The organism is Actinomadura graeca (assembly GCF_019175365.1).
Classification (GTDB): Bacteria; Actinomycetota; Actinomycetes; order Streptosporangiales; family Streptosporangiaceae; genus Spirillospora; species Spirillospora graeca.
The window spans coordinates 8,606,721-8,618,525 of the sequence record NZ_CP059572.1; the positions used below are offsets into that span (position 1 = coordinate 8,606,721).

The following is an 11,805-nucleotide window of genomic DNA, read 5'->3' on the forward strand; positions in this document are numbered from 1 at the left end:
GACATAACTCGAAGACCCCTCTCCCGCGGCTACGAGTGTCGCCCTGCAGCGTCTTCGGGGATCGGGGATCGGGGATCGGGGATCGGGGGTGGGAGTGGCGTGGAGGGTGTGCTGTGCTGGGGTGTTCTCGGATCCGGCGATCGTGTTGTCGGTGTCGTGGATCAGGTTCGTCTGGTGGCATGGCGTCGGCCCGAAGGACGCTTTTGCTCTTGTCTGTGGCGCTCGATGGCGGCGTGCAAGCGGTCGCGTGCCTCGGTGCGTGACACGGTCGGCAGGGGACTGGGCAGGCACTCCGCTAGGGCTGATGGTGCGGTGACGAGTCCTTCTTCGTCGATGGTGACCTGATCACCTGTCCAAGTGCCGAGGAGGACCGCCGAGACGCCACCGGGGTGTCGGGCGAGGAGTCTGCTGATCCGGTCGGCCTCATCTTCGCAGTCGGCTACAAGGAGGAGGCGTCGTGCCTGGGTGACGCCGGTGCTCTGACGAATGGCCAATTCTGTTTCGAGATAGGCGAGGGCGGCATCGAGGTTGCCGGGGATGAAGAGGCCGGCAGCAGATTCGTCCAGGAGCTCGTCTTCGTCCAGACCGAACAGGGTGGTGGCAACGGGCCGCGGAATCACGGTGAGGGACGTGTCGCCGAGATCGTTGAGCGCGGCCAGCGCCAGCAGGCGTGCGGTAGTGATGGCGCCTGGACCCGACAGGCCCAAGGCCGGACGCGCGAACGGGTCCAGTGAGGGGCGGTAGGTCAGGGGTGCGGGCTGCTCGTTGGATGTGCTGTCTTCTGTCGAAACCGGGGAGGATCGCGCCCCCACGGCGACGGTGGAGAGGCGGTGCCTGAACGGATAACAGCATGCCGCAGCGACTGAAAGAAGAAGACTCAAGAGGAGTACTGGCTGTAGCGAGTGTGACTTTGGCTGTTCGCTATCGGCTTTCTCATGCTCAAGCGCTGGTGTGGGGGTCTTCTTGGTGGTCGGTGCCGCCGGTGTGGTGCTGGGAGGGCTTGGTGGAGCGGTCGTTCGTGTCTGCGGTTTCCCATGAGTCTTGGACTCGGGGGGCTTGTGATCGTCTGGCTTCGGTGCTCGTTTCCTGTCCGGTCGATCAACCCGCCAGGGTGATCCTGGTCGATGGCGGTGACCGTGGCCGTGGCCGTGGAATCGCTTGCCGGGCCGCCCGTACATTGTCAGCCACGACTCCCTGCACATACGTGCGGTGTACCAATCGCTAATGCCTGCCGGATGACGGCAGATCATGGGCATGGACCGCCGTGGCTCCGGCTCGGCCAGCGAGGACGCGCCCGCCGACGTGGCGGCGCCGAGGGAGATGGCGCCGGCCATCGCCGTACACCCCAGGGCTCCGCACGTGCAGCGAAGAAGATCGCCGATCATGCTCGTGAGCCTGGGATCTGCCAGGAAACGGTTCATCTTCGCCCCGGGGATCGCGTTGGTCACCGTCAGAATGCCGATCGTAGTCACTTTGGCTACGCAGCGTTGAACATTGGTGACAGTAGATCTGGGTCCGGCCCCGGCGACCGCCGCGCGTCCCTGGTTGGACGCCGGGCGGCCCGCGTCGGCGGTATGCACTTGTACACGTCGGGTTCAGGTCGGCGCAGTGTACGAGGGGTTGGTTTCACCGTCGGGCGGGGCGATGGCTTCGGGGCGCGGACCCTGATCGATACGCAGGTTCGCTGGGCGCGGCGGTGGTGATCGTGCACACGGATCAGCGCTGCGTGTCCCTGCCGCGAGGTGCCGCAGAACGAGCGGTGCCTCCGGGGTGACCTGCTGACATCCCCTAGTCAGAGGTGTTGGATCTCCGTGCCCGTCTCTACGGAGTAAGTGAGGTGGTTCGGCGGCGCCCTGAGTCGTCGGCAGGCGAGCCACCGTGCACCTGTGCGACAGCGAGGCGAGCCGCCGTGCACCTGTGTGGCAGCGAGGTCGATGATCGCATCGTTGCGGAGGAGAGATGTCGCCTGGTTGTCTCTAGTGTGCGATTCCGAAGCCCTGTTGTCCCTGATGGTCGCCTCAGCAGGTGCGGGCCGCCAAGGAGGTGTGGGGCATGATCGTGGCAGACGTCCGTCCTGGGGCTGGTAGCGGCGAGGGGCGCTGAGAAGGCGCGTGGTTCTTGTCCGGGATGTAGTCGGGCGAGGCATGGGGCGGGAGTTCGAGGGCCATGCTGGACACGGCTATCGGCTGTCTCGAAGTAGCCTCGGCCACGCGCGCGACCCTGTGACTTGCCGACCGTGTGACTTGCCGACCGTGTGACTTGCCGAACGTGTGACTTGTCGAACGTGTGACTTGTCGAACGTGTGACTTGTCGAACGCGTGACTTGTCGAACGAGTGACTTGTCGAACGCGTGACCTGTCCGGTGCCGCGAAGGTGGAGGCGGGCGGAAGCGGGCAGATCGCGGAGCGATGCCGCGTTCACCCAGGTTTGGTCACGCGGCGAGCCGCCAGGCGAGCGAAGTTGGCCGGGATCTTGAGACGCAGCCTAGGCAGCCTTGGGGAGGGGAGTGTCGGCGGGGGAACTCAGGACGTCGCGGATGCCCGGGGGGAGTGTGTCGCCCCACAACCAGTCGTTGACGGTGCCGGCGAAGCTGCGGGGCGGGCTGACGGACAGCAGGCGTGGAGTGACGGGGGTCAGAAGCGCTTCGAAAGGGGCGGAGGGTTGCAGGTGCTCGCGGCGGGTGGAACCCCAGAACTCGCTGAAGTCGGTTTCGGTGAGGTGGCGGTTGGCGCTGATTGTGCGAGTCCGTGAGGCGGGGCCGGTGGCCAGCCAGGACCAGTGGTCGCTGAGGAGATGGCGTGCGGTGGTGCGTAGGACGTTGAGGGCTGCGAGGTCGTGGGGGCAGGCGACATCGGTGATCTGGAGCTCGGGCAGGCCGAACCGGCGAAGGCCGGAGGTGCGCAGGCGGACGCAAGAGCAGCCGTTGACGCCCTCGGGGTCCCGGTCGGGTTCGGCGGCTGTGCAGCGGCCGTTGGCGCGGTAGGGCGGGAGGATGTCGCCGAGCCAGCCGTCGGCGAGCACGAAGGTCGTTCGCTCGGCGATGGGCTGCAGGATCTGGCCGGTGACCAGGTCGGCGGCGATGCCCCTCGTCGCGGTGGCGAGGGCGTGCGCGGCGGCGCGGGCGACTTGGGCGGCGCGTGGCTGGTCGGTGACCGGTGCCGTGGAGGTGACGATGGCGAATCCCGTTGCGAAGGAGAAGGCCCGTTCGGTTGGCCGCTGCTCGGGATGGACGGCCTTGATCTGCGCGGGGTCCCAGCGGAGGTCCGCGAGATCCTCACGGCGGAGGTGGAGTTGGGGCGTGCCGAGCCGTCCCGCGATGTGGGGGCCGTAGGCGCCGGGAAGGCTGCGTACGAACTCCGCCAGGTCGTGCGGGATGTGATCGGCGGCCACGGCGAACCGGGATGTGGTGGTCGAGGGGACCGGAAAGGTGACGGTCATCAGGTGGCCCTTCTGTGACGGAGTGTGACTATCAGCATGTGTCCTCGTCAGGGAGAGAGAAGGTAGAACGTCATTCTGGGGATAACTCCGTCCGGACTGCTCAGAGAAGTTGCTGGCTCTGGCCCGGTTGTGACCGGAGGAGCTTGGCCGCAGTGCGGCTGTGCGCTTGGGTGCGAAGCGGGTTTGTGGCGATGTCGGCGACCGTCGAAGGTTGGCGGGAGCTTGTGCGGTGTTGGTCGCTGGCCGATGGGGGCTTCGGCGAACGGTTTTCTGGTGCCTCGTGCGGGACTGTCTGCCTGGGGATCGGGTTGCGATCGACTTGGTGTCGGGCTCTCTCGCTTCTGGTTGGTGTGGCGGGTCGCGGGAGTTTTGGGCCTGGTGGTTGTTTCTGGCTCAGTTCTAGGTCTTGGACCTTTGATTCCTCGTAAGGCATGGCTCCGCCCTTTGTTCGTGTGGTCGGGGCAACCGGGGGTGTGCGGTGCGGCCGTAAACGTGTGGACAGGGTGGATGGGGGAGTGGCCAGACTGAGAGCCATGGAGATCAAAGGCGACTTGGTTGTGCTGCGCCCGGTGGACGAGGAGGACGCCGCCGTCCTGCACGGGATCGTCCGGGAACCGGAGGTCGCGGCGTGGTGGGCGCCGCCTGAAGGGTTCGACGGGATGCTCGCGATCGTCATGGAAGGCGGGGTCATAGGCGCCATCCGGTACGACGAGGAACTGGACGAGGACTACCGGTACGCGAGCATCGACATCTTCATCGGTGCCCGTCATCAGGGGCGTGGGGTCGGGACGGACGCGGTCCGGACGCTGGCCCGGTGGTTGATCCGGGAGCGGGGGCACCACCGGATCACCATCGATCCGGCGGTCGTCAACACCGTGGCGATCAAGTGCTACCGCAAGGTGGGGTTCAAGCCCGTCGGGACGATGCGCGAGTACGAGCGCGACCCGATCTCGGGCCGGTGGCGGGACGGGCTGCTCATGGATCTTCTTGCGCGGGAGCTGATCGGCTGATTCTGGGGGACCCGGGCCGGGGCGGGTTGCTTGTGAACTCGTGCCCACATGGCCCGTGGCGTCACGGGATCTCTGTCCAGGTCCGACACGCCGTTGACCATGGAAAAGACCAGCTTCGGCCGAATTCGCGGGGATTCGCGCGGCATCGACTGCGGAATCGGGGGGAATGTGTACGTTGGGTAGATCAATACAGCTGTGAGCTGCGGGGACGGTCCCGCCGCCCAGCTCGAAAAGGGAGGTCCTCCGTGACCCGAACGCTGTCGAGGGGCACGCGTGTCACCGGTGCCGAACGTACTCGGCTCGCCGCGGAGCTCGCTCCGCGGTACGCGGCCGGCGAGAGCATCCGCGATCTGGCCGCCGAGACGGGCCGCTCGTACGGATTCATCTACAACGTCCTGAAGGAAGCGGGCGTCCCGCTGCGCGGGCGGGGTGGCAACACCCGCCGCAAGAAGGACTGACCGCTCCCCGAGAGAAAGATAGACAAGCACATGTTCGGACGTCCCCCTCGCCCCCCGGGGGGACCCCGTGCCCTACGAGCGGCGGAAGGCTCCGGTGACCTCGGAGCGTCCGTTCAGGCTGGCGAGGTCGGCGGCTGCGCGTCCCGCCACCCAGCCCTCGTAGTTGGAGACCGAACCCGCCCGGCTCTTGGCCAGGTTGGGAAACATCTTGCCGACGGCCAGTTCGACGGCCTGGTCGCGCGCGGCCAGCACGGGAAGCAGATCCTTCCCGCCCGCGCCCGCGGTCGCCTGGTTCGTCGCCTCTTCGGCCGCATCCCGCAGCCGCTCCCCGATCCGGGCCGCGTAGGCGTTGAGGAAGGCGTGGCGGAAGGAACGGGTCCGGGACCGTCCGGCCGCGTCCCGTTTGGGTCCCGCGTGCACCATCGCCGCGGTCGCCTGCACCAGCAGTGAGGTGAAGAGCATCTCCACCGCTGCGAGATCGGCGGGAAACCCCAGCACGGTCGAGAACCCCAGCTCCCTGTGCCACACAGCACGGCATCTGTTGGCGTCCGCCACGACGGTCAGGAGGACGGCCTTGGGCGCGTCGTACGGATTGTCCACCGCGACACGCCGCCCGGCGGGGCCATCCAGGTCACCGGTCTCCGCGGCCAGCAAGGCGTGGTCGATACTGTGCCGCGCTATGAGCTCCTGAGCGCGCGCGCTCAGCGCCTCCGCCTCCTCTGGGAACTCGGTCGACTCCGCCTTGGCCAGGAGGGCCCGGACCTTGGCCAGCATTCGCTGATCCACCTCGCGGGCCCGGCTGTGCGAGGGAGCCTCCGTGCAGGGCGTACCGGGCGGCGGGCCGATCCTCGCCAGGCGTGGCAGGCCCTCCAGCAGATGGACGAGTTCGACGCTGCAGGCGACGAGGGCGGGGCGTTCGACGCCCTCGCGCGCGCACCACGCGTCCGGGTGATCGTCGTCGTGCCCCCACCAGATGCCGGCGCCGAGGACGGCGAGCTGCTCGCGCCACTGGTCGTCCACCGTGGTGGCGGCGTAGGCGCGCATCTCGGCGGCGATGGCGTCGGTGGCGAGGCGCCCGTGCCTGGCCGTGCGGCGGCGCCCGGCGAACCGGACGACGTCGGCGGGCTGCCAGCCGCGTTCCCACGCCGTGGTGACGGACCGGCGCAGCCGCGCGGCGAGGCACCGGTCGGCGGCGCGCGTCCAGCCCGGCGCGTCCGGCCGCCCCGCCAGGACGGCCACGCAGTGGCGGAACGCGGTCTCATCGTTCCGCGAGAGCGCTCGCACCGCCTCGGCCGCCAGCTCCCCGGCCTCCTCCGCGAAGGAGGGCACGGCGGACGCGGGATCCGCCGCCTCACCGGACCGTGGCCGCCACCACGCCTTCCGCACGCGCCACTCCCGTCGTCCCCTGACTCCGTCACCTGGCCAGGACGATCCTGCCACGCACCGGTCCGCTCCCGGGGGCGGACGGTCACCGGCGCCGTGGATTCACCCGGCGTGCACCTGCCCGACTGTGGGGGGATCTGCTGTTTTCACAGGCATTTGCCCGCCTTAGTGCGTGCCTGGAGGTGTGCACTATCTGTCTGTTGAGACAGGGAGGGGTGGCCATGGCGGGATGGAGAAACCCCGGCCAAGCGGCCGGGGCTTCCGGGCACGGGGGGCTCCCGGCCCGTTCTAGCTTGAGGCGTGCGGGTCCTCCCGCATCTCCTCGACCACCACGCTCTGGTAGGCGCGGGTCGTGTCCGGGACGTAGCTGAGCCGGGCCAGGGCCTTGCCGTCGTGGTCCCGGATCTCGAAGTGATAGCCCTCTGCCGCGTCGCCGACGTGGGCGACGGCCTGGTCGTGGCGGAGGCGGCACATGGTGTCGACCTTCTCCAGCGCGACCTTGAGGCTGCCCGCGTCGCTGATGAGCCGCGCCGGCTCACTCGTCTCCCAGATCTCGAACATCGTCAGTCCTGTCGGCGGTAGGTCGGTCGGAAGGGACGGGCGGAAGGAACGGGCGGGGCATTCCCAACGTCGGGGACAGCTTGCGCCGATTTGATGGATCTTTCAATCAGCACAGATATCGGATTCATCACTATTCGAAGTTATGTACGTCCGTAGAGTCATCTCACCGGTGGCGGACACGGACACCTTCCCAGATCGCGGGCCGTCTGGCCAGGATCGATACTTGAAACCGAATCTTGTTCCAGTAGAACGCGGGAGCCGGTGCCTACCGGCCTCGGGATTCTCACACTCAGGTCATACGTCGGTGACGGCCACCACGGTTTCCTTGGCGCCGGGTTCGGTGAAGCGGGCCAGCGCCTCGCCTTCGGCGGTGAGAGCCTTGACGGCGGTCGGCGGGAGGGGTTCGAAGGGGCGGAGGGTGAGCGTGGCCACCTTCCGCTTGTAGTCCTGCTCCCAGATGCCGCGGGCGAAGCCGTCCCAAAGGAACACGGCCCGGACGCGCAGGTTCTTTGTCGTCAGGGACGGCCGGTCCCGGTCGGCGATGATCCGCCTGCGGTCCGCGTGGGCGAGGACCAGGCCGTCGAACTCGGGCAGGAAGCGCGCGGGCGCGGGAACGTCCTCATCCGGCCGCGGCGCGTCGGGGAGGTCGAACAGTTCCCGGCCCTTGTCGTCCGCGAAAACGCGCAGGGCCGGCCGCAGCCGCTCGAAGACTTCGCTGAGCGCCGGTAGTCCGGACCAGGTCTGCGCGTCCGCCACCGAGGCGGGACCGTATGCCGCCAGGTAGCGGAGCATCAGCTCGTCGGTCGCTGGGACGGATGCGGGCGACGTACCCAGCCATGTATCGGCCAGGGTGAACTCCGACGTGCGCGGAAAGGCCCACCTGTCCTCCGTGGGGACCATGACCAGCGGCAGGCACATACGGACGGCGTAGCCCAGCGCGCGGTCGTTGACGTCGGGGAACTCCTCTTGCAGTAGCGCCCGCACAGCGTTGAAGGTGCGGGGACCGTCCTCTAGAAGCGCCCTGGCCGCCGGGACGACACGGCTCAGGTCGAGTCCCTTGGCACGGTCTCCCAGGACGCGCATCGCACCGTCCAAGGTCGGCTGCATCGCCGTGCGGAACGCGGTGTAGTCGTCGGCCGTCACCAGGTGCAGCGTGGCGCGCATCATCGTCGCGCGGACGAGTGAACGGTCATGTACTGCGGAGTGCAGGTCGGACACCTGGAAGCCGGCCACCCGCGTCCAGAGACCAAGGAAGGGCGGCTTCGGCTCCTGCGCCTGCATGCCGCATAGGCGCGCCACCGCGTCGGTGATCGGAACGGGCTCCCGGGAGAGCAGGAGCTGTCGTGCCAGCGTGGCTCGGTTCAGAGCCCGGACGCTGAGGGTGTCCGCCATTGTGATCACTTTCTCGCAGGCCCGGACATCACCGGGGTGGAGCCGCAGGGGACGACCCTACCCATGCCGCCATCAGAGGCATCCGATCCGGCGACGGCGGCCCCGGTCTCATGCGCTCACGGGCGCCCTCTGTCGGTCATCTTGACGCGCGAGTCAAGGGGTGGAAAAGCAACTCTTCGCGATCTAACGTGTTTTCGCGATATATCGCGTGACTCGGAGGGAGAGATGATGACCGTTGATGGGAACGCGCCCAAGCGCGGGGTGCGGGGGCGGCTGCTCGACCTGATGTTCGTGCGGGGGAGGGTGGAGGACGTCCGGCCCGCGACGGAGCGGATGCGCTGGATCACGATCGGGGGTGTGCCCGGCCTGGAGTGGACGCCGGGTCAGCAGGTCCGCGTGCATGTGCAGGACATCTCCGCCGCCCGGACATGGGTCAGCGGCGCCTTCCTCCACGCGCTGCGGACCTACTCGGTCTGGGATTACGACGGAGCCGCCGGAGTCATGGAGCTGTGCATCCTCGACCACGAGGGGGACGGGCCGGGTGTGCGCTGGGCCCGGACCGTCCGGGCGGGGGACGAGGTCGTGTTCGGCAAGCCGGAGGGCCGGTTCACCCTCAGGGAGGGCGCGTACCACGTGTTCGTCGGCGAGGAGACGGCCTCGGTGCCGTTCGGTGCCATGCTGCGGGCGGCCGACGCGGACGAACCCGTGCACGGCGTGATCGAGGTCCCCGGGCCGGAGGACCGGCTCCCGCTGCCGCGCGCGGGGGAGTTGACCTGGCGCCACCGGGGCGATGCGTCCGCCGCCGCGTCCGAGGGGCTCGTGGAGGCCGTGCGTGCGCTCGAACTGCCCGCCGAGCCGGGGTCCGCCTACGTGGCGGGGGAGGCACGCACCGTGCAGGCCGTCCGCGCCCATCTGGTGACGGACCGAGGATGGCCACGCAGATCCGTGCAGGTCAAGCCGTTCTGGACGCCGGGCAAGCGCGGGATGGAGTGATCGGGGACGCAGGCCCGCCGCGAGGGGTCCGGGGCGGCAATCCGTGAAAATGCACGTGCATCAGCTCTTGCACCTGCACGGCATTCCTAGCAGGATTACCCCGGACCCCCGCACGTGAACTCCCCGGAGATCGCGATGACCGCACACTTGCGCGACAGTGACCGACAGGCGCTGCGGCTGGCCCAGGATCTCCGCGAGGAGATGCGGGCCGCACTTCCGCAGCAGGCCGCCGCACCTTCGGTCTCCCCCTTCGTCGATCAGGCCGGGATGCCCAGCGTCCTGCTCCGGATGGACGCCGACACCGCCCGCGCGCTCATGGCCGTGCTGGCCGAGCGGCGTGTGGACCGTGCCGCCGCCCCGGCCGCCGAACCGCGCCGCGCCGACGGCTCGCACGTGCCGCCGCCGGCGGCCCAGCCGCCGCCCGCGCCGCAGGCCGCGGTCGCGACGGGGCCGATCGCGGCGGTGGCCCCGCCCTCCGGCGGGCCCGCCTACGCGGAGCCGCCGTACGGCGGGCCGACGCCCGGTACGCAGGTCTTCGCCGAGCCGCCCGCGGGCGCGTCGGCGTTCGGCGGGACGGGCCCGACGCCGCTGGTGCCGTCGGTCTACCCGAGGCGCTGACCGCGCTCGCACGCCCCTACTCGTAAGGGTTCCGGGGCTTGGCGACGCGCCGTACCGCGCTGCCGTGCAGCTCGTGGACGCCCGTCGCGGCCGTGCCCGGCGCCGGTGGCCGCCATGTCCCGTCCACCTGCACCCAGGCGTCGGCGGGGGGCTGCGGCAGGCCGCGGACGATCACGGGGAACGGGATGGCGTCCCCGGCGCAGCAGGCCATCTTCAGGCGGGTCACCTGCCAGCCGCCTGACTTGCGCGGGGTCACGAAGCCGGTGAGCCGCACCGGCACGCCGGCGAGGGACGCGGGCGCCCCCGTCTGGGCCTCGTAGGACCGGCCGATGAACTCTCCCATGGTCATGGGGATCGGGGCGCCACCGCGGGGGAGGGCGCCGAAGCCCTGGGCGGGCGGTGCCGGGGGAGGCGCCGGGCGGCCGTCGCGGGAGGCCGTGAACGAGCCGAGGGCCGGCGGCGCGATCACGAAGATCGCGAGGACCGGCAGGCACAGCAGCCAGGCGACCCGGGGTCCCCGTGAATGGTCGTGCCCGTGGGCGTCGGCGGAATCCCCATGGCCGTCCTCTTCGTCGCGGTGGCCGTCCGTGTCGCGCCACTCGCGGCGCAGCCCGGCGGCCCCCAGCAGGACGAGGACGCCTCCGGCGGGGACCAGCAGGTAGCGGAACCCCGGCTTGACGTAGTTGACGTACTCGCCGCTGGCCAGAGTGATCCACAGCACCGCGCCGCCGATGAGGACGAGCAGCAGGTTCTGGGCGGACCGCGTCACAGCAGCACCCCTCCGACGATCGTGCTGACGCCCACCGCGAGGACGAACGTCAGCGGGATGAACCGGACCGCGAAGCGCCGTCCGAAGAAGCCCGTCTGCAGGGCGATCAGCTTCAGGTCGACCATGGGCCCGACGACGAGGAACGCCAGCCGGGCGGTGGGGGAGAACTGGGTGAGGCTGGCCGCGACGAACGCGTCCGCCTCCGAGCAGATCGACATCAGCACGGCGAGGACGGCCAGCACCAGCACGGACGCCCAGGGGACCCCGGCGACGCCCTCCACCCACGCCGAGGGCAGCGTCACGTCGATCGTGGCGGCGGCCAGGCCGCCGACGACCAGGAAACCGCCCGCGTGCATGATGTCGTGCCGCATGGCCTGCCGGAAGGCGTCCCAGCGGGCGATCTCCCCGCCGTGCGGGCGCGGGGGGACGCGGATCCAGTCGCCCTTGCCGAGCAGCGCCCACGTCCACCCCGCCAGGACGGCCACCAACAGGGACGCGGTGAACCGCCCGGCGACCATCTCCGGGGCGCCGGGGAAGGCGACGGCGGTGGCGACCAGGACGACCGGGTTCACCGCCGGGGCGGCCAGCAGGAACGTCAGGGCCGCCGCCGGGGCGACGCCGCGTGCCATCAGCCCGCCCGCGACGGGCACCGAGGCGCACTCACAGCCGGGCAGCACGGCGCCCAGCGCGCCCGCGACCGGGACGGCCGCCGCCGGGCGGCCGGGCAGGGCGCGCCGCCAGAACGACGGCGGGACGAACGCGGTGATCGCGGCCGACAGCGCCACCCCGAAGACCAGGAACGGCAGGGCCTGCACGCAGATCGCCACGAAGACCGTCGTCCAGGCGTCCAGGGCGCGGGCGCCGATCCGGGGCGCGGCCCAGGCGCGGCCGAGGACGAGCGCGGCGGCCAGCGCGGCGAAGGACCAGGCCGCCCGGGCGCCGGGGGACGGGGCGCGCCCGCGGGCCCAGTCGGAGGGCGGGAGGAGATCGTCGTCGGCCGTCCGGAGGCCGGCGGGCTCGGTCATGGGCGTCATCGTCCCATACCCTTGACCCCTCCGGAACGCCGGATCCCCTTACGGGAAAGGCGTTCCAGGCCGATGGCCGGTAAACGATCTACCTTTCCCAAGGTAAAGAAATCGGCCGTTTGGCGAAATCCCGGTAATGCCGTATATAGTCGACGCCA

11 protein-coding genes are annotated in these 11,805 nt (G+C 69.9%); 4 read left to right on the forward strand and 7 right to left on the reverse strand.

Annotated elements, in window-relative coordinates:
- Positions 1 to 161: 161 nt before the first annotated feature.
- Positions 162 to 812 carry a hypothetical protein gene (locus AGRA3207_RS38270; RefSeq protein WP_231332250.1) on the reverse strand — a complete coding sequence of 217 codons (651 nt, stop codon included), beginning with the start codon at positions 810 to 812 and terminating at the stop codon, positions 162 to 164.
- A 1,672-nt stretch (positions 813 to 2,484) separates the two neighbouring features.
- Complete coding sequence (locus AGRA3207_RS38275) at positions 2,485 to 3,438, reverse strand: hypothetical protein (protein ID WP_231332251.1); 954 nt, start codon at positions 3,436 to 3,438, stop codon at positions 2,485 to 2,487.
- Positions 3,439 to 3,971: 533 nt separating this feature from the next.
- On the opposite strand from AGRA3207_RS38275, the gene aac(6') reads away from it, so the two are divergent.
- Entirely contained in the window at positions 3,972 to 4,448 is a 477-nt protein-coding gene (aac(6'), locus tag AGRA3207_RS38280) for an aminoglycoside 6'-N-acetyltransferase (protein WP_231332252.1), read from the forward strand.
- A gap of 245 nt (positions 4,449 to 4,693) precedes the next feature.
- Entirely contained in the window at positions 4,694 to 4,906 is a 213-nt protein-coding gene (locus AGRA3207_RS38285; RefSeq protein WP_067469735.1) for a helix-turn-helix domain-containing protein, read from the forward strand.
- A 72-nt stretch (positions 4,907 to 4,978) separates the two neighbouring features.
- On the opposite strand, the gene AGRA3207_RS38290 is transcribed toward AGRA3207_RS38285, so the two are convergent.
- The 3 genes from AGRA3207_RS38290 to AGRA3207_RS38300 form a co-directional block, all read right to left on the reverse strand.
- Complete coding sequence (locus tag AGRA3207_RS38290; protein ID WP_231332253.1) at positions 4,979 to 6,292, reverse strand: DUF2786 domain-containing protein; 1,314 nt, start codon at positions 6,290 to 6,292, stop codon at positions 4,979 to 4,981.
- A gap of 285 nt (positions 6,293 to 6,577) precedes the next feature.
- Positions 6,578 to 6,850: a hypothetical protein gene (locus AGRA3207_RS38295; protein ID WP_231332254.1), complete on the reverse strand. Its 273-nt coding sequence runs from the start codon at positions 6,848 to 6,850 to the stop codon at positions 6,578 to 6,580.
- Between the two features lie 294 nt (positions 6,851 to 7,144).
- Positions 7,145 to 8,242 (reverse strand): winged helix DNA-binding domain-containing protein, encoded by a 1,098-nt coding sequence (locus AGRA3207_RS38300; RefSeq protein ID WP_231332255.1) that lies wholly within the window; start codon positions 8,240 to 8,242, stop codon positions 7,145 to 7,147.
- Between the two features lie 228 nt (positions 8,243 to 8,470).
- Here AGRA3207_RS38300 and AGRA3207_RS38305 point away from each other — a divergent pair, with 228 nt between their 5' ends.
- Both AGRA3207_RS38305 and AGRA3207_RS38310 read left to right on the forward strand, forming a co-directional pair.
- Complete coding sequence (locus tag AGRA3207_RS38305; protein WP_231332256.1) at positions 8,471 to 9,235, forward strand: siderophore-interacting protein; 765 nt, start codon at positions 8,471 to 8,473, stop codon at positions 9,233 to 9,235.
- A gap of 135 nt (positions 9,236 to 9,370) precedes the next feature.
- Positions 9,371 to 9,853 carry a hypothetical protein gene (locus AGRA3207_RS38310; RefSeq protein ID WP_231332257.1) on the forward strand — a complete coding sequence of 161 codons (483 nt, stop codon included), beginning with the start codon at positions 9,371 to 9,373 and terminating at the stop codon, positions 9,851 to 9,853.
- A 16-nt stretch (positions 9,854 to 9,869) separates the two neighbouring features.
- On the opposite strand, the gene AGRA3207_RS38315 is transcribed toward AGRA3207_RS38310, so the two are convergent.
- Together AGRA3207_RS38315 and AGRA3207_RS38320 are read right to left on the reverse strand one after the other, a co-directional pair.
- Positions 9,870 to 10,622, reverse strand: coding sequence for a TIGR03943 family putative permease subunit (locus AGRA3207_RS38315; RefSeq protein WP_231332258.1), 753 nt, complete (start codon positions 10,620 to 10,622; stop codon positions 9,870 to 9,872).
- Positions 10,619 to 11,647, reverse strand: coding sequence for a permease (locus AGRA3207_RS38320; protein ID WP_420830847.1), 1,029 nt, complete (start codon positions 11,645 to 11,647; stop codon positions 10,619 to 10,621). Before AGRA3207_RS38320 ends, AGRA3207_RS38315 begins: the two co-directional genes overlap by 4 nt.
- Positions 11,648 to 11,805: the final 158 nt, after the last annotated feature.